The sequence below is a fragment of the Geodermatophilus sabuli genome, assembly GCF_900215145.1.
GTDB classification, from domain to species: Bacteria; Actinomycetota; Actinomycetes; order Mycobacteriales; family Geodermatophilaceae; genus Geodermatophilus; species Geodermatophilus sabuli.
This window is the reverse complement of sequence record NZ_OBDO01000012.1, coordinates 60,055-79,418: the sequence shown is the minus strand read 5'-3', so window position 1 is coordinate 79,418 and position 19,364 is coordinate 60,055. Positions and strand designations below refer to the sequence as shown.

Here is a 19,364-nt window from a genome sequence, read left to right as displayed (position 1 = left end):
TCGTTCACCGACAGCCGTCCGCAGCCGTGCACTCCAGGCGGCGGTCGAGCCTGGCCACCCGAGCGTCGATCGCCGGTGGCGGACCACCGCGGACCACTGCCCAGCCGGCGGTAGTCGAGTGGGCCACCGCCGCAGCGACGGGCCGCTCAGAGAGGAGCGGAGATGGTCACCAACGGACGCCCGGAAGCGACGCCGTCAGCAGGCCCGGTCCGGCAACCAACGGTCGGGGACCTGATGCGACCAGCCACCATGACCGTGGAACTGAGGGCGCACCTGGCCGCTGCCGCCTACCTCATGAGCATGTCCGGCGACAGTGCCCTCGTCGTCACCACCGACGGCAGCCCCCGAGCGCCCCTGGGGGTCATCACCGACTGGGACATCACCCAAGCCGTTGCGCGTGGCGAGGACCTCGAGGCGGTGCGGATCAGTGATCTGCTGCCCCGGCAGACGGTGACCGTCAGACCCGGCACATCCGTCGACGAAGCAACTCGGTTGATGCTGGAGATGGGGCTCCACCACCTCGTCGTCGCCAGCGACCCCGGGGTCGTGGGCATCGTCGACACCATGGACATGTGTCGGGCGCTGATCGGATCTGCGCAGCCGTAACCCATGAACGGCGTACGACTGTGAGCGCCTCGCGGGTGACCGAGCCGGTACCCGGCAGACAACAGACCGCTGTGGCACACCGATCACCGCAGTGTCCCGTGCGGCCGTAGGCGGATGGCGTCTGGCGTCCATCCGCCGCTCAGGGACCGCGGGCGTGCGATGCCGGGCTAGCGTGACGCCGTGGCCGCCGCTCCGTTCCGCCCGCCCTGGTTCGGCAACCGGGGGGTCCAGGTACTCGCCGTCGGCGCGCTCCTCTACGTCCTCGTGCAGCTGGTGCGCCAGCTCGTCGACGGCCAGTGGGGCGAGGCCTTCCTCAGCTTCGCGTGGGGCGTGCTGTTCGGCTACGCGCTGGTGGAGTCGCTCCGGTTCCGCCGGCAGCAGGACGCGGCGCGCGACGAGCCCGCCCCGCCGGGGGACTGACCGGGCGGCGCCCGCTCACGACGTCAGGTTCATCAGCTCGTTCACGCACAGCACCAGGAACAGCACCGCCGCCGCCGTCAGCAGCAGGTTGGACAGCCACCCGTTGCGCCAGCGGTCCGGCGTCCGCCGGCTGTTGAGCAGCCACAGCAGGGTGAGCGCCAGGAACGGCATGAAGAACGCGCCCAGCGCGCCGTAGGCGACGACCAGCGCGAACGGCTGCCCGAGGAACAGCAGCGCCATCGGCGGGAACGTCAGCCACAGCAGGTAGCCGCGGTACGGCCAGCTGCGCTCGGCCACCCCCTCGGTCAGCTGGCCCGACGCGCGCTTCGACGTCCGGACGAAGTCGGTGACCAGCAGGCTGACGCCCTGCCAGACGCCGAGGAGGGAGGAGAACGACGTCGCGAAGAACCCGATGAGGAACAGCGTGGCGACGACGGGGCCGAACCGGTCGCGGAGGATGCCGTCGAGGTCGAGCAGCCCACGGTCGCCCTCGGTGAGGGAGACGCCGCTGTTGTAGAGCAGGTCCGCGCCGACGATGAGCATGGCGACGACGAAGACGCCGGTGGTGATGTAGGCGACGCGGTTGTCCAGCCGCATGACCCGCATCCACGAGGCGTCCCGCCAGCCCTTGGCGTTCACCCAGTAGCCGTAGGCGGCCATGGTGATCGTCCCGCCGACGCCGCCGACCAGGCCCAGCGTGTAGACGGCGGACCCCTCCGGCAGCCGCGGCACCAGGCCGCCGAGGGTGGCGCCCAGGTCGGGGACGACGAGCACCGCCAGGCCCACGACGATGACGAACATGACGCCGATGAGCACGGTCATGACGCGCTCGAACACGCGGTAGTTGCCGAACCACACGATGGCCAGGCCGACCAGGCCGCAGAGGATGCCCCAGGCCGGGATGGACAGCGCCGGGAACAGCGCGGCGAGCGGCAGGGCGGACGACGTCATCGCGGTGGCGCCGTAGACGAAGCCCCACACGACCACGTAGACGACGAAGTAGACCGACGTCCAGGCGCCCATCGAGCGCCACCCGGCGAAGATCGTCGACCCGGTGGCCAGATGCCAGCGGCCGGTCGCCTCGGCCAGGGCGATCTTCACGACGACGCCCAGGACGACCGCCCACAGCAGCGCGTACCCGAAGCGGGAGCCGGCGATGAGCGTGGCGACGAGGTCCCCGGCCCCGACGCCGGTCGCGGCGACGACGATCCCGGGCCCGACCAGGCGCCACTTCTGGGTCCGCTGCTGCGGCGCGTCCGGCGCGGCCGCGACGTCCTGGCTCAGGTGCTCGTTGTCCGGCACGGGTACGACCTCCGCGGTGTCGACGGCCCCGTACCAGTCCAGCCGAGGGGCCGGTGCGCGGCAACCGCGACCGCGGGCTCAGGCCCGGACGACCAGTTCCCCGCCGTCCGCGGCGAACTCCCGCCGCATCTCCCGCAGGATGTCCAGGCCGCCGGCGTCGGCAGTCCGCACCCCGCGCAGGTCGAGCACCACGCGGGCGTGGCCGCTGCCGCGCAGGCCGTCGGCGGTGCCGCGCAGCAGGTCGGCACCGAGGGAGGTCAGGTGGCCGCTGGCGCGGATGAGCCCGGCGCCGCGGTCGACGACCTCGGTGAGCGCGGTGGCGGTCACGCCACCGCCCCGGCGTGCGCCGGCTCGACCTCGATGACCCGTCGGAGGCCGGTGCGGCGCAGGAGGTCCTCGGTCCGGCGGTTGGCGCCGCGCAGCACGACCGCGCCGCCGCGGGCCCGGCAGGTGCGGTGCGCCCACAGGAAGCTGGCGACGGCGGGGCTGGACAGGTGCTGCAGGCCAGAGAGGTCGACCACCAGCCGGCGCGCCCCGGCCATCAGCGCGTCGTGCAGCAGCCAGCGGACGTCGGCCAGGCCGTCGGCGAGCAGGGCGTCGTCGAGGTGGATCGTGACCACGTCGGACCCGGTCTCGACGTCGGTCCGGTGCCGCGGGGCGGCCATCGTCATCTCGCTCCTCCTCGGTGCCGTCGCGCCGATCCTCCTGGCGTCCACTGACAGCCTGGTGTGTGCAGGTTGAGATCCGGCTGGGCGTGGGTTTGCGATCGCATGACGGACAGCCGAACGTCCGGTGTCCGGTGTCCGGTGTCCGGTGTCCGGTGTCCGGTGGCAGCATGGTGGGAGTGGCTCCGCGTCTGCTGGTCGTCGAGGACGACGACCCGATCCGCACTGCCCTGCGCTGGGCACTGGAGGACGAGGGCTACGACGTCGCCGAGGCGGTGAGCGGCGAGGAGGCGGTCGCCGCCGTCGCCACCGCCGCCCCCGACCTGATGGTCGTCGACCTGATGCTCGGCTCGATGGACGGCTTCGCGGTGATCCGCGAGGTCCGTCGCGACCACGACCTGCCGATCATCGTGGTCAGCGCCCGCGCGGACACCCACGACATCGTCGCCGCGCTGGAGGCCGGCGCCGACGACTACGTGACCAAGCCGTTCCAGGTCAAGGAGATCACCGCGCGGCTGCGGGCGCTGCGCCGCCGCGCGGGAGCCGCCGGCGCGGCGCAGGGGACCGCGCCGGCCGAGGTGGTGCTCGACCGGCACCCGCCGGCGCCGCTGGTGCTGCGGGAGGAGCGGGGCACCGTGCACCGCGGCGAGCAGCAGGTGCCGCTCACCCTCACCGAGTTCCGGCTGCTGTGCGAGCTCGCCGCCGCCCCGGGGCGGGTGTTCAGCCGGCAGATGCTGCTGGAGCGGGTGTGGGAGCACGGCTTCTTCGGGGACGAGCGGATCGTCGACGTCCACATCCGGCGGTTGCGCACCAAGGTGGAGCTCGACCCCGGGGCGCCGCGCATCGTGGTCACCGTGCGGGGCCTGGGCTACCGGCTGGACCCCCAGTGAGCGGACAGGGGCGTGAGCATCGCAGCGAGCGCCAGCGAGCGAGGAGCGGAGCGCCCCGCGGCAGCGAACCGGGGGCGCAGTGAGAGCGGAGCGCCCTGCGGGAGCGGACCCGGGGGCACCGTGAGCCGCGTCCTCGGGTCGCGGGGGCTGCGGTCGCGGATCGTGCTGGGCTTCGCCGCGGGCGCGCTGCTGGTCTCGGTCGTGCTGGTGACGACGACCTGGCTGCTGGCCCGCGGCTACCTCCTCGACCAGCGGGAGCGGTCGCTCACCCGGCAGGCGTTCGCCGACGCCAACGTGCTCAGCAGCCGGCTGGCCACGGCGGGGACCGAGGTCGGCGACGTGGTGGTGGAGCTGCTGCCGTCGGGCGCGGCGGACGTCGTCGTCCGCAGCGGGGACTCCTGGTACTCCTCGAGCCTGGACGTCGGCGCCCGCGACGTGCCCGAGGAACTGCGGGAGATCGTCGCCGGCGGCTCGGCCGGCACCGTCCGCGTCGAGACCGCCTCCGGCCCGGCGCTGCTGGTCGGGGTGCCGGTGGCCGCCGCGGGCGTGGAGTTCTACGAGCTGTCCCCGCTCAGCGAGCTGGAGATGGTGCTGCGCACGCTGGCGGTCGTCCTGGCGGCGGGGGCGCTGGCCGCCACCGCGGCCGGTGCGGCGTTCGGCGGCTGGGCCAGCCGGCGCGCGCTGCAGCCGCTGGAGCAGGTCGCCGGCGCGGCCACCCGGATCGCCGGCGGCGACCTCGACACCCGGCTGCCGCCCACCGACGACCCCGACCTGCTGGCGATCGTGGCGGGGTTCAACAGCATGGTCGACGCGTTGGCGGCCCGGCTCGAGCGCGACGCCCGGTTCGTCGGCGACGTCAGCCACGAGTTGCGCAGCCCGCTCACCGGCGTCGTCACCAGTGTCGAGGTGCTCGCCGCCCGCCGGGCCGAGCTGTCCCCGCGTGCCGACCAGGCGCTCGCCCTGGTGGAGGGCGAGCTGGACCGGTTCCGCCGCATGCTCGACGACCTGCTGGAACTGGCCCGCATCGACGGCGCCCCGCCGTCGGACCGGGCGACGCCGGTGTCGATGACCGCCCTGGTGCGGGAGGTACTGGCCGGCTCCGGGCGGGACCCCGACCTGCTGACCGGCGACCCGGACGAGGAGACGGTGGTGACCGGCGACAAGAGTGGGCTGGAGCGGGCGGTGCGCAACCTGCTGGACAACGCCGACCGGCACGCCGGCGGGGTGTGCGCGGTCACCGTGCAGCGGCGGGACGACGCGGTGGTGGTGGACGTCGACGACGAGGGTCCCGGCATCCCGGTCGAGGAGCGGGAGCGGGTGTTCGAGCGGTTCGCCCGGGGTCCGCGGGCCGCCCGCCGGTCGCTGCCGGGTGCCGGCCTGGGGCTGGCGATCGTGGCCGAGATCGCGGCCCGGCACGGCGGCGCCGCCTGGTGCAGCGCGGCGCCCTGCGGCGGCGCCCGCTTCACCCTCTCCTTCCCCGGCGGTGCCCGGTGACCGCGAGCCGGGTGCGGCTCGGTCTGGTGGGGCTGGGCGCGGTGGGCCTGGGCACGCTCGGGCTGGGCGCCGTGCTCGCCGGCTGCGGGGTGCCGACCGGTGGGCCCGCGGAGACCATCCCGGCCTCGGAGGTGCCGTTCGGGCTGACCTCGCCCAGCGCACAGACCTCGGCCACCCCGGCGCCCGAGCCGCAGGCCGACCCCACGCGGGTCTACCTGGTGGCGCGCGACGACAGCCTCGTGCCACGGCCCCGGGAGGTGACCGGTCGGCTGGCGCAGGACCGGCTGGACAGCCTGCTCGCCGCCCTCGCCGCCGGTCCCACGGCGGCCGAGCACGACCTACAGCTGTCCACGGCGCTGCCGCCGGACGTGGAGCTGACCGTCACCGACCTCACCGGTGGGACGGCGACGATCGACCTCGCCGGGCCGACGGACGCACCGGCGGGGCCGGCCGGCCGGCGGGCGGTGGCCCAGCTGGTGCTGTCCGCGACCAGCGTGCCCGGCGTCGACGCCGTCGTCCTGACCGTGGACGGCGCGCCGGTCGACGCGCCGCTGCCGTCGGGTCAGCTGAGCCCCGCGCCGCTGTCGGCCGACGACTACGTCACCTACCTCACGCCGCCGCCCCCCGTCACGCCCGCGCCGGGACCGGGGCCCGCGCCGCCGTCCTGAGCGGGCTCCCCGGAGCGTGGCGACCCCGCGGGCGGCACCGGAGGGGTGCTCCCCCGCACGGGGCAGGCGGCGCTCCAGCGAGGCGGAGCACGGGCCGATGAGCGGGTGTGCAGATCCCCGCCGCGCTGAGGGCCCGCGAGCCCCGCGCCGCCGCCCGGACCGCCGCCGCCGTCCTGACGGTGTGCGCGGCGATGCTCACGCTGGTGGTCCTCACCGGCCCGCTCGGACCCGACGACGCCAGCCGCAGCGTGCTCGTCTCGTGCGTGGTCGGGCTGCTCGTCGTCGCCGCGGGCTACGCGCGGATCCCGCCGCAGCTGCTGGACCGGGTCGGGGCGTTCCTCGGGCTGGCGGTCGTCGGCGTCACGGTGCTGACCGCGCTCAGCCTGGCCTCGGGCAGCTCCTCCACCCGCGTCCAGGCGTTCCTCGCCTTCGTCGTCGTCTACGCGGGGTTCCACCTGCGCACCGCCGGCGCGGTGGTGGCGACGGTGGTGGCGGTGGCCAGCGGCGGCGTGATGTTCCTGCACGAGCGGACCTTCCACGAGGCCCTGACCGACCTCCTCTTCTTCGGCGCGATGCTCGCGGTCATCGGAGGGCTGCTCACCCGGGCGGTGAGCGCCCAGGACCGCCTGGTCGCCGCGCTCCAGCGGCAGGCCGACGTCGACTCCCTCACCGGCCTCGTCACGCGGCGGGTCCTCGACGAGGCGCTGGACGTCGAGCTGTCGGGCGGGTGCCCCGGCGACGGGACGGCGCTGGTGCTGGTCGACGTCGACTCGTTCAAGCAGATCAACGACGTGCACGGGCATCCCGTGGGCGACGACGCGCTGGTGCACCTGGCCGGGGTCCTGCGCCGGCAGGTGCGGGCCGGCGACGCGGTCATCAGCCGGCTGGGCGGGGACGAGCTGGCGGTCCTGCTGCCCGGCTGCGCGCCCGGTGTCGCCGTCCGGCGGGCGGAGGAGATCCTCGAGGCGGTGCACGCGGCGCCGCTGACCCTGCCGGACGGGAGCCTGCTGTCCCTGTCCGTCAGCGTCGGCGTCGCGCACGCACCGCAGCACGCCACGCGGATGCGCGAGCTGTACGCGGCCGCCGACGCGGCGCTCTACCAGGCCAAGCGGGCCGGCCGGGGCCGGGTCGAGGTCGCGGTCAGCCCCGCCTGAGGGTCAGCCGGCGCGCCGCGGCCGCGAGGGTGCGCGGGGTCAGCCGGCCGTCGGCCAGCCCGAGGGCGACGACGTCGTCGAACACCCGCCCGCTGGCCGCGGCCGCGTCGAAGGCAGCGTCCATCACCGCCGGCCAGCGGCTCAGCTCCGACGCCAGCCGCGTGGAGCGCAGGTGTCCGGCCAGCCGCCGGTGCAGCAGGCCACGGTAGCGGGCACCGGCGTCCGGCCCGGCGGTCGCGGCCGAGCCGGCCAGCGCCCCGGAGACGACGGCGTAGAAGATGCCCTCCCCGGTCAGCGGGTTGATCAGGGAGGCGGCGTCGCCGGCCAGCAGCACCCGGCCGTCGGGCTGGCGCGGCCGGCCGGTGGACAGCGGCAGCCGGTGCGCCCGGAGCGACTCCGGCGCCACCCCGGGCAGCAGCCGGTGCAGCCCGTCCACGAGGTCCGCGCGGGTGGCTCCGCCCGACACCAGCTCGCCGTAGCCGACGTTGGCGCGGCCGTCGCCGATGGGGAACGACCACGCGTAGGCCGGCCAGCGCTGCCCCGTCGTCACCAGCACCTGCGTGCCGGGTGCCCCCGGCGGCTCGGGGGCGTACCCGCGGATCGCGACGGCCAGCCGGTCGGCCCGGTTGCTGCCGATCCCCAGGGCCCGCCGGACGACGGACTCCGCGCCGTCCGCCGCGACCAGCACCGACGCCCGCACCTCGCCGTCCACGGTGACGCCGTCGGCGTCCGCCTGCACCGTTCGGACGGTGCGCCGCCGGAAGCGCGCCCCGCGGGCCAGCGCCACTCCCAGCAGCCGCGCGTCGAGCACCGCGCGGGGGACGACGTGCGACGGGCGGGCCGTGGCGCGCTCGACCGTGGCCCCGCCGGGGGAGCGCAACGCGAGCCGCGGCACCGGCGGGTACCCGTCCAGGAGCGCGTGCCGGTCCACGCCGAGCGCGGCGAGCACGTCGATCGCCTCGGGGGCGATGCCGTCGCCGCAGACCTTGTCGCGGGGGAAGTCGGCCCGGTCGAGCACCAGCACCGAGGCCCCGGTGCGCCGCGCGGCCAGCGCGGCGGCCGAGCCCGCGGGACCACCCCCGACGACGACGACGTCCCAGCGCTCCACGTCGCCGACGCTAGGGGTTGTCCTGACCCGAGGGGCGGAAATGGCCATTTGTGCCCCTCGGAGTCAGGGCGGGGTGGGGGTCCACTTCCGGGCGGGGTGCTCGTAGGCCGTGACGAACTCCAGCAGGCCGGCCGCGTCGGCGACCACGCCCAGCGCGTCGAACCTCGGGGCGGCGAGGTAGCCGTCGTCGACCATGCGGCGCAGCTGGGTGAGCAGCGGCTGCCAGAACCCGTCGACGTCCACGAGCACGACCGGCTTGGCGTGCAGGCCGAGCATCCCCCAGGTCCAGGCCTCGAACAGCTCCTCCAGGGTGCCGGCGGCGCCGGGCAGGGCGACGAAGGCGTCGGAGAGCTCGGCCATCCGGGCCTTGCGCTCGTGCATCGAGGCGACGACCTCCAGCTGGGGCAGCCCGGGGTGCGCCAGCTCATCGTCCACCAGGTGCTGGGGGATGACGCCGACCACCTCGCCCCCGGCGGCCAGCGCGGCGTCGGCGACGACGCCCATCAACCCGACGTGCCCGCCGCCGTAGACGATCCCGACCCCGGCGCGGGCGAGGTCGGCGGCCAGGTCGGCGGCGGCCTGCTGGTGGGACGGCGGCCCGCTCTGGGACCCGGTGAAGACGGCGACGCGCACGGTCCCGAGCCTGTCACGCGTCGCCCGGTGGGGTGTCAGGGGCGCGTTGTCCGCGCCGTGTCCTCGACAGCGGGTTCACTGGAGGCGTGTTCTCCTCCACCGACGGCTGGGTGACCTGCTCCTTCGGCCACCGGCACTGGGGGCTGCTGGGTGCGGCCGGGCTGCTGGTGCACCGTGCCGGGGCCCGGGGGACCGAGCTGCTGCTCCAGCACCGGGCGGCCTGGTCCCACCACGGCGGCACGTGGGGCACCCCGGGCGGCGCGCTGCACACAGGGGAGTCCCCGGAGCGCGGCGCGCTGCGCGAGGTGGGGGAGGAGCTCGGGCTGCTGCCGCAGGACCTCGAGCTCGGCGCCTGTTCGGTCGACGACCACGGCGGCTGGTCGTACACGACCGTGCTGGCGCGGCCGGTCCGCAGCATCGAGCCCGGCGACCTGCGGCTGGACGGCGAGAGCGACGGGGTCGCGTGGATCGCGCTGGAGGACCTCGCCTCGGTGCCGCTGCACCCGGGCTTCGAGGCATCGCTCGGTCGCCTGCACGACCTGCTGTCCTGATCCCTTCCGTCGGTTTCCGCGGAAACCGACGGCGCCTGGCGTCGGTCTCCGCGGAAAGCGGCGTCAGCTGGGGAGGACCGTCACGGTCAGGGCGCGGTGGTCGCCCACCGGGAGCACGGTCGCCGCGCCGTCGTGGCCGCGCAGGCCGGCCCCGACCGCCAGCAGGTGGTCCAGCTGCAGCCGGGGCTCGGCGGCGGGAAAGCTCGGTGTGCGCACCAGCGCCGTGGCCCCGAGCAGCCGGGCCGGCAGCGACCCGGGAAGGTTGAGGTCCCCGGCCAGGACGACGGGGCCGGGCAGGGCCGCCATCCAGCGGCGCAGCCGCCGCAGCTGCCGTACCGCGGTGGGCGGCGCGAAGGACAGGTGGGTGGCGACGACGGTCACCGCGTCCAGCCGGGCGGCGACGGCGATCCGCGGCTCGTCGGGCACCCACCACCAGCGCAGGCCGCCGGTGCGCGGGTCTGGGCCCTTGACCGGCAGCCGCGCCCGCCCGCTGCCCAGACCCAGCACCGACCACTCCCGCACCGCCAGCCGGCTGAACAGCGCGATCCCGTAGACCGGCCCGTTCGCCGCGTCGTCCGGACCGCGCAGGGCGGGGACGGCCGGCGACCAGCTGCGGAACGGGTCGGGCGTGCCGACGAGGGTCGCCGCGGCGCGCCAGTGCGGGGCGGTCAACCCCGCCGCGAGAACGGCGGCCTGGTCGGTGCGGGCGGAGCGGGGCTGGTCGGCGTCGACCTCCTGCACGGCCAGCACGTCGACGTCGAGACCCGCCACGGCCGCCCGGAGCTCGCCGGGTGCGAGCACCGGGCCGATGGCGCTGCGCCCGGAGGCGATGTTCAGGGTGCCGATCCGCACGGCGGGCGGTCCGGCCACGGCCCGACGCTACCGGCCGGTGATCGATGTGCCGCTACGTGCGCGCACGATTACGTTGGGCCCCGCTGTCGTCGTCCGGAGGAGCTCACCGGTGCACCGCCGTCCCCGCCACCTCGCCGAGCCCATCGGGCCCGCGCGCCCGGCCGAGCCCACCGGGCCGGCCCACCTGGCCGTATCGGGCGGGTGGCCGGCGACCGTCCGCGTCCACGCGCCCCTGACCCTGCTGTTCCTCGCCGGGTTCCTGCTGGCCGCCGCGCTGGTGATGATCGTGGTCACGCCGTCCTCGGCCGGCTCGGCCACGGGCACGTCGTCGTGGTCCGCCGGTGGCGACGTCGGCGATCGGGGGATCGGCACCGCGGCCCGCGTCGCGACCGACGCCCCCGTGACCCCGTCGCTCGAGGCGGCGGGCAGCGCGGTCGACGCGGGCTCGGTGGCCGCCGCCCTGCTTCCCGGGACGGCGGCCCTCCCGTCCGCCGGCACGGACACCGGTCCGGACACCGGTTCGGGCCCGGCCGCTGGTGGCGACCCGGCCGCCGGTGGCGACCCGGCCGGCGCGACGACGGCGCCGGGCGCGCCGGCGCCCGTCCCTGGGACGACGGCCCCGGTCACGCGCGGTGCACCCGGCACGGCCCCCGCGGCTCCGGGCACGGTGCCGCCGCCCCGGGGGGCGGCGGCACCGACGGTCCCCGGCACCCCTGCGCCGACGCGCGGGGACGGGCCGGCCGCCCGCAGCTCAGCGGCGCCCGAGCCGGACCGGGACGGCGGGAACCGGCGGGGGCGTGGCTCGACGGGCGGCTCCGCGGATCCGACCCGCGGCTCCGCGGATCCGACCCGCGGGTCCGGCGGTTCCACGGGCGGACACCCGGCACCTCCCCGCGCCCCGGCTCCGTCGCCCGATCCGACTCCGTCGCCCGCCCCGGCTCCGTCGCCGGAATCGGCTCCGTCGCCGGAACCGGCTCCGTCGCCGGCACCGGCTCCGTCGACCGATCCGGCCCCGTCGACCGGGGGCTCATCCGGCGGCGGTGTCGGTGACCTCCTCGACGACGTCATCGGCGGGATGACGGGCGGCGCCGGGATCGTGGTCGGTGGCGCCGCCGACGGCGCGAGCGACCTCGTCGACGGCCTCCTCCCCTGAGTGCTGCTCCGCGGCGCGCACTACGTTCGGGGGATGACCGCCCGGAACGACGTCTCCGAGATCTTCGACAGCGCGGCGTGGCAGCCGGTCGAGGGCTTCGACTTCGCGGACCTGACGTACCACCGCGCGGTCGACGCGGGCGTGGTCCGCATCGCGTTCGACCGCCCGGAGGTGCGCAATGCCTTCCGCCCGCAGACCGTCGACGAGCTGATCACCGCGCTGGAGCACGCCCGGCTGTCGACCGACGTGGGCTGCGTGATCCTCACCGGCAACGGGCCGAGCCCGAAGGACGGCGGCTGGGCGTTCTGCTCCGGGGGCGACCAGCGGGTGCGCGGGAAGTACGGGTACGAGCACAGCCAGGGCTCCAGCGGCCGGCTGCACGTGCTCGAGGCGCAGCGGCTGATCCGCTTCATGCCCAAGGTGGTCATCTGCGTCGTCCCGGGCTGGGCCGCGGGCGGCGGGCACAGCCTGCACGTCGTCTCCGACCTCACCCTGGCCAGCGCCGAGCACGGCCGGTTCAAGCAGACCGACGCCGACGTCGGCAGCTTCGACGGCGGCTTCGGGTCGGCCTACCTCGCGCGGCAGGTCGGCCAGAAGTTCGCCCGCGAGGTCTTCTTCCTGGGCGACGAGTACTCCGCGGCCGATGCCCACGCCATGGGCATGGTCAACCGGGTGGTCCCGCACGGCGAGCTGGAGGCGACGGCGCTGGACTGGGGACGGCGGATCGTCGCCAAGAGCCCCACGGCCCAGCGGATGCTCAAGTACTCGTTCAACCTGATCGACGACGGGCTGGTCGGCCAGCAGCTGTTCGCGGGCGAGACCACGCGCCTGGCGTACATGGCCGAGGAGGCCGTCGAGGGCCGGGACGCCTTCCTGGAGAAGCGGGACCCCGACTTCTCCCGCTTCCCGTGGCATGTCTAGGGGCCGAAGTGGTCATGAAGGTCCCATGAGGAGGACAGCGTGATCGTCGAGGTGGTGGGCGGCACCGACGAGGTGCCCGAGGTGCGGGTGGTCAACGTCGACGACCTGACGAAGCTGCACCTGGCCCTGGGGGCGGTGACCGACGAGGAGGCCGACCAGGTGCTCCGGGAGGCGGGGCTGGGCCGCCTGCAGGACGCTGAGACCGGTTTCCTGGACGTCGCCGCGCTGCGGGCCGCGGCCGAGCCACAGGCCGGCGCCGCGGACTGGGCGCAGCAGTGGGACGGCATGGTCGAGTACGCCGGGCGGAAGGGCTGGCTGGCCGACGACGGTGCGAGTCTGCAGGTCCATGTCGAGAGCGCCGCGAGCGGATGACGCGGACGTCCGTCCGGTGTGCGGTCTGCGCACAAACTTGAGACTGTCAAGAAAAGTGCTGGGAGTTCGGGCCGGGTCATTGTGGTCACTCCAACGAACGTCCACGATGTCGCGGTGATGTCCACCTGTGACCGGGCCACGACGTGACGGGTACGCCGGGTCGCCCGCTCAGCGCCGAATTGTCCGACCAGCTGCTCTCCGTCGCTGTCGACATCCTCGCCGAGGAGGGCTGGGGGAAGCTCAACAGCGACCGCGTCGCCGCCCGTGCCCGTGCCGGGAAGGCCGGCATCTACCGGCGGTGGCCGACGATGGCGGCGATGGCCCGGCACGCCGTCGGCCGCTTCACCCTGGTGCGGGTCCCGCCGGACACCGGTTCGCTGCGCGACGACGTCGCCGGCCTGGTCGACCGCTGGCGGCGGCCGCTGGACCGCGAGGAGCGGGCCACCGCGAGCCTGGTCGGGGCCGCGCGGCACGACGAGGACCTGCAGGCCGGCCTGGACGACGCGCTGGTCCGCCCGCTGACCGCGGCCGTCGCCACTCTCGGTGCCCGCCAGGCGGAGCGGGGTCACGCGGTGCCCGAGGAGCGCCTGGCACTGCTCGGCTCGGTGCTCGAGGCCTTCTGGTGGCAGCGGTTCACCTCGGCCTCCGGCGTCATGACCGCCGAGGCGCTGCGGCGGGTCGTCGACGAGGTGCTGGTGCCGATCCTGCAGCCGGCCTGCGAGGGCGCCCGCGTCTGAGCAGATGTCGGCCGGTCAGCCCGTGCGGCTCAGCAGGGCGGACGCCGGCGTCGCGGGCACGGCCCCGGCCAGGGGCATGGCGCGGACCAGGCCGGTGAAGACCCGGTCGGCCGTGGCGCGGGCGGCCGCGGCGCCCCGCTCGGTCCCGTGCGGGCAGTGGCCGGTCGCCTCGCTGAGGCCGCGGCGCTGGTCGCGGATCAGGGTGCGGACGGCGGCCAGCCACACCGACGCGGTGACCGACGCGACCGTGCAGGGGTCCTCGGTGAGGGCGGGCGAGCCGCCGTCGCCGTCCCAGGCCTCCTGCAGCGCCTCGGCCAGGAAGGCCATGGACTCGTGGTGCAGTTCCCGCTCGTGGGCGCGCAGTGCGGGCGAGGCCTCGAGGGTGGCCACGAACGCGCGGCCGTCGGCGGTGGCGAGGCGGTGTGCGTGCAGGCCCACCCGGGTGGTGAGGTACTCGTGCAGCGCGTCCAGCGGCGCGACCCCGGCCGGGCGGGAGCGGACGGCCTCCGCGGGGCCGGCCACCCACGGGGTGTGGCCGTCGAAGAACAGCTCCTCCTTGCTGGAGAAGTGGTTGAAGACGGTCTGCACGGCGACGCCCGCGGTCGCGGCCACGTCGGCGATGGTCACGGTCTCGAAGCCGCGCTCGGCGAAGAGACTCTGGGCGATCTGCCGGATGTGCGCCCGGTTCTGGGCCTTCTTGCGAACACGGCGGCTCGGTAGATCACTCACCGTGCCAGCGTAAACGCGGTACGTAAGCGAAGCGTGCCGCACCGGCGGCGAGTGGTGCGCTGCCGTGGTCTCCGCGCCCCGGACACCACCCCAGCTCGCCACTCGGCGAGCGGAACGCGTGCTGGTTCCCGCTCCTCGCTCGCTGCGCTCCCTGCGATGCTCCCGGCGGCGTCAGCCGACGGTGCCCATGAGTCGGCTTCCGCCACCGGTCCGCTCCTCGCTCGCTGCGCTCCCTGCGATGCTCCCGGCGGCGTCAGCCGACGACATCGACGAGGAGGGCGTGGTACTCCGCCACGCTCCCCATCGGCGGCCGCTGGTCCACGGCGACCGGCGTGCTGTGCGGCACGAACCGCGCCCCGTCGTGCTGGAACTGGGTGAGCAGCCCGCCCGCGCCGTCGTGCAGCGAGGCCGCCCGCCCCTGCCCCGCGCGGGACAGCACCGTGGACACCACCTGCCCCGCCATCCGGCCGAGCGCCTCCTGGCTCTGCGAGGTGTGCCGCCGGACGCCGAGGTCCACCTGGGCGAGCCCGCCGAGGCCGACCAGCGCCAGCAGGTCGACCAGCAGCCCGACCTCCACGCCGTAGCCGGAGACGAACGGTACCCGTTCCAGCACCGACCGGCGGCCGGCGTACTCCCCGCCGAGCGGCTGCACGAACCCGGCCAGCTCCGGCCACAGCGCGTTGAGCAGCGGCCGGGCGGTCAACTCGGTCACACGCCCACCGCCGGCGGGGACGGTGCCGCCGGGGACCTCCAGCGGCCGGGTGTAACACCCCTTGACGTAGCTGACCTGCGGCTCGGTGAGCAGCGGCGCGAGCAGTCCGGGCACGTAGTGGGTGACGTCGCCGAGGAGGTCGGCGTCGAGGAAGACGAGCAGGTCACCGGTCGTCGCGGCCAGCGACTTCCACAGCGCCTCGCCCTTGCCGGGGCGGGTGCCGTGGCCGGGCAGCACGTCGGCACTGGCGACGACGTCGGCGCCGGCGGCCTGAGCCACCCGCGCCGTGGCGTCGGTGGAGTCGGAGTCGACGACGAGCAGCTCGTCCACCAGCGGCGTCCGCAGCACCCAGTGCTCGCGCAGGTCGGTGACCAGCCGCCCGACCGTGGCCTCCTCGTCGCGCGCGGGCAGGACGACGCTCACCCGGTGCCGTCCCCGGCGCTTGGCGCGCAGCAGCGCGTCCGGGTCCAGGGCGTCCAGCGACGGAGCCGAGGTCGTGCGGTGGTCGAACCAGGCGCGCGCGTCGGGTCTCATCGGTCCACCTTCCGGGACACCGACGACCGGCGCCACGCGCCGCGACCGAGTTCACGAGGACGTCACCCACTGTCCCGCTCGGGTCACACCTCCGCGCGGGTGGGGTGCAGCGCGGTCGCGCTGAGGGGGCCGATGGCCGCGTCGTCCCCGGTCGGCTCGGGGTGGCCCAGGTCGGTCAGCCAGCCGCGGAACACCTGGTGCAGGGCCTCGGCGCCCACGATCTCGCCGGGCGCGCGGAACGACCTCGGGTGCAGGAGGAAGCCGTGCTGCTGGGGGCCGCCGAGCCCGCCGTGCGACCCGACGTGCGGCTCGAACGCCGAGGCCTCGTCGGTGTCGGGGTCGTAGCGGCTGTTGATGACGACGTCGGGGCAGTGCGGGAACGTCGACGCGCGGGCCACCAGCCGGGCGGCGTGCTCCCCGTAGGGCGCGAGTGGGTCCTCCCCGATGACGAGCCCCGCCGCGAGCCGGTGCACGCCGTCGCGGCCGAGCACCACCGGGCCGAACTCCTCGGAGTGCACGAGCAGGAATCCGACGCCGTCGTGGTCGACGAGCCCCGGCAGCAGTGCCGGCCAGTGCCGCTCGATCTCCTCCAGCGAGACCCGGCCGGGGATGTCGGCGAAGGACACCATCGCGGTGTGGCCGGAGACGGCGACCACCACGCCCGGGGCCGCCCGGGGCGCGCCGCCCTCGCGGTCGGCCGGGAGCTCGTGGGAGTGCGGCACGCTGCCCGCCCGCTCGACCCGCTCGCGCAGCCGGCGCGCGATCGGTCCGCCCTCGGCCAGTGCGGCCCCCACCTGCCAGCTCTCGGTGAGCCGGCGGCTGTCCCGGGGGCCGGTCAGGTGCCGTTCGGGCAGTTCCAGCGACCCGCCGCAGAGTCGGCCGACCAACTCCTCGATCGACTCCCCGAAGCGGGCGGTGAACGCCTCGCCCTGCGTCTGCCCGTGGTCGGAGAGGCACACCAGGTGGTACTCCCGCGGCGCCAGCTGGGCCGCGCGGTGCAGCCGGCCGATCTGCTGGTCGATGCTGCGCAGCACCGCCAGGCTGTCGGCCCGCTCCAGCCCGGCGTGGTGGGCGGCCTCGTCGTAGCCGAGGAAGTCCGCGTAGGCGACCGGGCGGCCGGCGAGCATGTCCTCCAGCAGCGCGAAGACCACGACGTCGCGGGCGATGACCGTCGTCCCCGGCCGGGCCAGGGGGTAGATGCCGCCGCGGGGGACGCGGGGCCGGACGTCGTCGCGGCGCTCCCGGGCGGCGGCGAGCAGCTCGCGCTGGATGTCGACGGCCGACACCGCGATGGTGCGCAGCGCGTTCACCGGGCTGGCGAAGTAGGCGTAGTAGCCGGAGCCGACCCGCTCCCGGGCCTGGCGCGGCCGGCGGCTGGCCGCGGGGACGACGTGCGACAGCGAGCTCATCGTCAGGCTCACGTGCGTGGCGTCGCCGGTGAACAGGTTGCCCCGGCTGGCGCCGCCCCCGGACAGCAGCCCCCGCCCGTCGGAGTGGGCACGCTCGATCTCGGCGGCGTCGACGGGGGAGGAGACGCGGACGATGCGGTCGCGCTCCTTGTCGTGCCAGCGGAAACCGGGGATGTCGTGGTTGGAGCCGTGCAGGATGCCGCAGACCGCCGCGCCGGTCTGGGAGCTCCAGTCGGTGTGCCAGGAGGTCAGCGTGTGGCTGCCGTCGCGCAGCCAGGCGGCGAGGTTCGGCATCGACCCGTCGCGGACGGCGCGGCGGGCGGTGTCGAACGACAGCGCGTCGATCTGCAGGAACAGCACGCCGGGCGGGCGGGGCCCCTCCTGCGCCGTGGGCCGGGCGCGGCGGCGGGCCCGGCGGAAGAACAGCTCGTCCTCGTCGATGGCCAGCACGCTGCTGACCACCCCGGAGACGCCGGCCATGGCGATCCCGACCCAGACGGCGGTGCGCAGGTCCTCGACGACCACGCCGGGCACGAGGAACGACAGCCCCAGCACCGCGGCGCCGAGCAGCAGGAAGCTGCCCAGCCCGAGGGTGAAGAAGGCCAGCGGCAGCGCGATCCGCATGACCAACGGCCACACGACGGCGGTGAGCAGGCCGAGCAGCAGCGCGATGACCGGCGGCTGCCACCACGAGGCCATCGTGAAGTCACGGAGCCAGTCGTCGAGGGCGACCAGCGCGGCGGTGGTCGCTGCCCAGGTGATGAGCACGCGGGCCGGCGTCCGGCCGCGCTGGAGGACCCGGCCGGAGGGGACGGGGCGGCTCATGCCGGCCCGCAGTGCGTCGGCTCGGCCGGCTGCTCCTCCTCCGGCGCCGACCTGCGGCGGCGCGCGCTCACGAGGTTCAGCACCGCGCCGACGACGAGCACGAGCACGGTGGCCAGCAGGACGGCGGTGAGCGGCGAGTCGAAGATGCCGCCACTGACCACCCCGAGCAGCGCGTACGCGACCGCCCAGAGGAACGAGGCGAGCAGGGAGGCGGGCAGCAGCCGGCGCCACGGGTAGGCCAGGGCGCCGGCGGCGAGCAGTACCGGGATCCGGCCGGCGGGCAGCAACCGGCCGACGACGACGATCTGCCAGCCGTGCCGGCGGAACTGCTCGCGGACCTCCTCGATCCGTTCGGCGTGCTGCCCGCGGGCCACCCAGCGCACCGCCGACGGGCCGCCGAACCGGCAGACGGCGAAGGTGATGACGTCGCCGGTCCAGGCGGCGAGGGTGGCGACGAGGAGGACCAGCGGCAGGTTGAGCTCGTTCGCGGTCATGGCGAACGCGGCGCCTGCACCGACGACCGCGCCGGTGGGCACGACGGGGACGATCGAGCCGAGCAGCACGCCACCGAACAGCACGGGGTAGCCGATCGCCGACCCGTCGGCCCACGCGGCGAGCACGCTCACGCCGTCCCCGTAGGTGCGGCCAGCACGACCGGCTGCCCGGGCTCGGTCACGGCGACGTGCGTGGCCAGCCCGAGGGCTCGGACGGCGGCGGCGAAGGCGCGCGGCGGCTCGGTCAGCAGCGGGCGCATCCGGCCCCGCAGCCCGGGCAGCACCCGGTGTCCGGGCAGGGCGAGGGTCCCCCAGTGCACCGGCACGGCGACCCGCGGGCGCAGCCGCGCGGTGGCCTCGGCCGCGCCGTCCGGGTCGAGGTGGCCGGGTCCGAGCGTCGGCCCCCACCCCCACACCGGCAGCAGGGCGACGTCGAGGCCGCGCTCGCCGAGCAGGTGCATCTCGTCGAACAGGCCGGTGTCACCGCTGACGTAGAGCGTCTGCCCGGCGCCCTCGACCAGGTGGCCGACGGCTCGGGTGTCCGGGCCGTGGGTGAGGCGCGGCCCCCAGCGGTGCCCGGTGTGGTGGGCGGGGACGGCGGTGACGTGCAGCGCGCCGTGGGTGAACCCCTCGCCCGGCAGCACCTCGACGACGTGCCGGAACCCGCGGGCGCGCAGCCACTCACCGGCGCCGCGGGGGACGGCGATGCGGACGTCGGGGCCCAGCAGGCGCAGCGAGGGCAGGTGCAGGTGGTCGCCGTGCAGGTGGCTGATGAGCACGAGGTCGACGCCGGCCCAGGTGGACGGGTCGGGTGCCGGGACCACGCGGCGCAGCGGACCGACGCGGGGGGTGAGCAGGGGATCGGTCAGCACGGTGTGCCCGGCCAGCTCGACGCGCACCGTCGAGTGGCCGAGGAAGTGCAGCTCCGGGTTCCCCACCCGGCCAGTATCGACCCCGCCGACGACGTTCCGGGACCGGCTGAACCCCTCCGGGAAGACCCTGATCCACCCGCCGAACCGCTCACCCCACCCCGCGTTGATCATGGGGCTGGTCGCCGGTGACACGGGACGACTCGCCGCAACAGCCGACGACGACCCCATGGTCAACGCGGGCATGGGGGGACGACGCGGGGCGG

At 75.6% G+C, this 19,364-nt stretch carries 22 protein-coding genes; 10 read left to right on the top strand and 12 right to left on the bottom strand.

Going from position 1 to position 19,364, the window contains the following annotated elements; all coding sequences use genetic code 11:
* The first annotated feature begins 162 nt into the window (after positions 1-162).
* Positions 163-606 (top strand): CBS domain-containing protein, encoded by a 444-nt coding sequence (locus CRP39_RS22860; RefSeq protein ID WP_097208697.1) that lies wholly within the window; start codon positions 163-165, stop codon positions 604-606.
* Positions 607-786: 180 nt separating this feature from the next.
* Positions 787-1,026, top strand: coding sequence for a hypothetical protein (locus tag CRP39_RS22855; protein WP_097208696.1), 240 nt, complete (start codon positions 787-789; stop codon positions 1,024-1,026).
* A gap of 15 nt (positions 1,027-1,041) precedes the next feature.
* Here CRP39_RS22855 and CRP39_RS22850 read toward each other — a convergent pair whose 3' ends face one another.
* From CRP39_RS22850 to CRP39_RS22840, 3 genes are all read right to left on the bottom strand, one after another.
* A complete protein-coding gene (locus tag CRP39_RS22850) occupies positions 1,042-2,328 on the bottom strand; it encodes an Nramp family divalent metal transporter (RefSeq protein ID WP_216359888.1) in 1,287 nt (428 codons plus the stop codon).
* Between the two features lie 78 nt (positions 2,329-2,406).
* Entirely contained in the window at positions 2,407-2,655 is a 249-nt protein-coding gene (locus CRP39_RS22845) for an STAS domain-containing protein (RefSeq protein WP_097208695.1), read from the bottom strand.
* Positions 2,652-2,999 carry an STAS domain-containing protein gene (locus CRP39_RS22840; RefSeq protein ID WP_245854050.1) on the bottom strand — a complete coding sequence of 116 codons (348 nt, stop codon included), beginning with the start codon at positions 2,997-2,999 and terminating at the stop codon, positions 2,652-2,654. The genes CRP39_RS22845 and CRP39_RS22840 overlap by 4 nt, the downstream gene beginning before the upstream one ends.
* Before the next feature lie 164 nt (positions 3,000-3,163).
* Between CRP39_RS22840 and CRP39_RS22835 the strand changes: the two genes are divergently transcribed.
* The 4 genes from CRP39_RS22835 (at position 3,164) to CRP39_RS22820 (ending at position 7,199) form a co-directional block, all read left to right on the top strand.
* Positions 3,164-3,883 (top strand): response regulator transcription factor, encoded by a 720-nt coding sequence (locus CRP39_RS22835; protein WP_097208694.1) that lies wholly within the window; start codon positions 3,164-3,166, stop codon positions 3,881-3,883.
* Between the two features lie 120 nt (positions 3,884-4,003).
* A complete protein-coding gene (locus CRP39_RS22830) occupies positions 4,004-5,377 on the top strand; it encodes a sensor histidine kinase (protein WP_097208693.1) in 1,374 nt (457 codons plus the stop codon).
* On the top strand, positions 5,374-6,045 hold the full coding sequence (locus CRP39_RS22825) for a GerMN domain-containing protein (RefSeq protein WP_097208692.1): 672 nt from the start codon (positions 5,374-5,376) through the stop codon (positions 6,043-6,045). Before CRP39_RS22830 ends, CRP39_RS22825 begins: the two co-directional genes overlap by 4 nt.
* A gap of 107 nt (positions 6,046-6,152) precedes the next feature.
* Positions 6,153-7,199, top strand: a complete 1,047-nt coding sequence (locus CRP39_RS22820) for a GGDEF domain-containing protein (RefSeq protein WP_245854049.1) — start codon at positions 6,153-6,155, stop codon at positions 7,197-7,199.
* Here CRP39_RS22820 and CRP39_RS22815 read toward each other — a convergent pair.
* Both CRP39_RS22815 and CRP39_RS22810 read right to left on the bottom strand, forming a co-directional pair.
* Positions 7,186-8,307: an NAD(P)/FAD-dependent oxidoreductase gene (locus CRP39_RS22815; RefSeq protein WP_216359887.1), complete on the bottom strand. Its 1,122-nt coding sequence runs from the start codon at positions 8,305-8,307 to the stop codon at positions 7,186-7,188. The genes CRP39_RS22820 and CRP39_RS22815 overlap by 14 nt on opposite strands.
* 63 nt (positions 8,308-8,370) lie before the next feature.
* On the bottom strand, positions 8,371-8,940 hold the full coding sequence (locus CRP39_RS22810; protein WP_097208690.1) for an LOG family protein: 570 nt from the start codon (positions 8,938-8,940) through the stop codon (positions 8,371-8,373).
* Positions 8,941-9,026: 86 nt separating this feature from the next.
* On the opposite strand from CRP39_RS22810, the gene CRP39_RS22805 reads away from it, so the two are divergent.
* Positions 9,027-9,491 carry an NUDIX domain-containing protein gene (locus CRP39_RS22805; protein ID WP_097208689.1) on the top strand — a complete coding sequence of 155 codons (465 nt, stop codon included), beginning with the start codon at positions 9,027-9,029 and terminating at the stop codon, positions 9,489-9,491.
* Positions 9,492-9,554: 63 nt separating this feature from the next.
* Here CRP39_RS22805 and CRP39_RS22800 read toward each other — a convergent pair whose 3' ends face one another.
* Positions 9,555-10,361, bottom strand: coding sequence for an endonuclease/exonuclease/phosphatase family protein (locus CRP39_RS22800; protein ID WP_245854048.1), 807 nt, complete (start codon positions 10,359-10,361; stop codon positions 9,555-9,557).
* A 1,009-nt stretch (positions 10,362-11,370) separates the two neighbouring features.
* Positions 11,371-11,517 (bottom strand): nucleoside triphosphate pyrophosphohydrolase family protein, encoded by a 147-nt coding sequence (locus CRP39_RS27070; protein ID WP_172442589.1) that lies wholly within the window; start codon positions 11,515-11,517, stop codon positions 11,371-11,373.
* Positions 11,518-11,529: 12 nt separating this feature from the next.
* Here CRP39_RS27070 and CRP39_RS22790 point away from each other — a divergent pair, with 12 nt between their 5' ends.
* The 3 genes from CRP39_RS22790 to CRP39_RS22780 all read left to right on the top strand — a co-directional run bounded on the left by CRP39_RS22790 (position 11,530) and on the right by CRP39_RS22780 (position 13,526).
* Complete coding sequence (locus tag CRP39_RS22790) at positions 11,530-12,417, top strand: 1,4-dihydroxy-2-naphthoyl-CoA synthase (RefSeq protein ID WP_097208812.1); 888 nt, start codon at positions 11,530-11,532, stop codon at positions 12,415-12,417.
* Positions 12,418-12,456: 39 nt separating this feature from the next.
* Positions 12,457-12,789 carry a hypothetical protein gene (locus CRP39_RS22785; RefSeq protein ID WP_097208686.1) on the top strand — a complete coding sequence of 111 codons (333 nt, stop codon included), beginning with the start codon at positions 12,457-12,459 and terminating at the stop codon, positions 12,787-12,789.
* 143 nt (positions 12,790-12,932) lie between these two features.
* Positions 12,933-13,526 carry a TetR-like C-terminal domain-containing protein gene (locus CRP39_RS22780; protein WP_097208685.1) on the top strand — a complete coding sequence of 198 codons (594 nt, stop codon included), beginning with the start codon at positions 12,933-12,935 and terminating at the stop codon, positions 13,524-13,526.
* A 15-nt stretch (positions 13,527-13,541) separates the two neighbouring features.
* On the opposite strand, the gene CRP39_RS27300 is transcribed toward CRP39_RS22780, so the two are convergent.
* From CRP39_RS27300 to CRP39_RS22755, 5 genes are all read right to left on the bottom strand, one after another.
* Entirely contained in the window at positions 13,542-14,255 is a 714-nt protein-coding gene (locus CRP39_RS27300) for a TetR/AcrR family transcriptional regulator (protein ID WP_216359886.1), read from the bottom strand.
* 253 nt (positions 14,256-14,508) lie between these two features.
* The gene (locus tag CRP39_RS22770) at positions 14,509-15,501 is read right to left on the bottom strand and encodes a glucosyl-3-phosphoglycerate synthase (RefSeq protein ID WP_097208684.1); all 993 of its coding nucleotides are present in this window, start codon (positions 15,499-15,501) and stop codon (positions 14,509-14,511) included.
* A gap of 83 nt (positions 15,502-15,584) precedes the next feature.
* Positions 15,585-17,735 carry a phage holin family protein gene (locus CRP39_RS22765; protein ID WP_097208683.1) on the bottom strand — a complete coding sequence of 717 codons (2,151 nt, stop codon included), beginning with the start codon at positions 17,733-17,735 and terminating at the stop codon, positions 15,585-15,587.
* Complete coding sequence (locus tag CRP39_RS22760; protein ID WP_097208682.1) at positions 17,732-18,361, bottom strand: DedA family protein; 630 nt, start codon at positions 18,359-18,361, stop codon at positions 17,732-17,734. Before CRP39_RS22760 ends, CRP39_RS22765 begins: the two co-directional genes overlap by 4 nt.
* Positions 18,358-19,293, bottom strand: coding sequence for an MBL fold metallo-hydrolase (locus tag CRP39_RS22755; protein WP_245854047.1), 936 nt, complete (start codon positions 19,291-19,293; stop codon positions 18,358-18,360). The genes CRP39_RS22760 and CRP39_RS22755 overlap by 4 nt, the downstream gene beginning before the upstream one ends.
* Positions 19,294-19,364 lie beyond the last annotated feature (71 nt).

Coding starts and splice junctions, on each gene's coding strand:
- CRP39_RS22765 (WP_097208683.1), bottom strand. CDS start 17,735: ATGAGCCGCCCCGTCCCCTCCGGCCGGGTCCTCCAGCGCGGCCGGACG.
- CRP39_RS22860 (WP_097208697.1), top strand. CDS start 163: ATGGTCACCAACGGACGCCCGGAAGCGACGCCGTCAGCAGGCCCGGTC.
- CRP39_RS22840 (WP_245854050.1), bottom strand. CDS start 2,999: ATGACGATGGCCGCCCCGCGGCACCGGACCGACGTCGAGACCGGGTCC.
- CRP39_RS22770 (WP_097208684.1), bottom strand. CDS start 15,501: ATGAGACCCGACGCGCGCGCCTGGTTCGACCACCGCACGACCTCGGCT.
- CRP39_RS22835 (WP_097208694.1), top strand. CDS start 3,164: ATGGTGGGAGTGGCTCCGCGTCTGCTGGTCGTCGAGGACGACGACCCG.
- CRP39_RS22790 (WP_097208812.1), top strand. CDS start 11,530: ATGACCGCCCGGAACGACGTCTCCGAGATCTTCGACAGCGCGGCGTGG.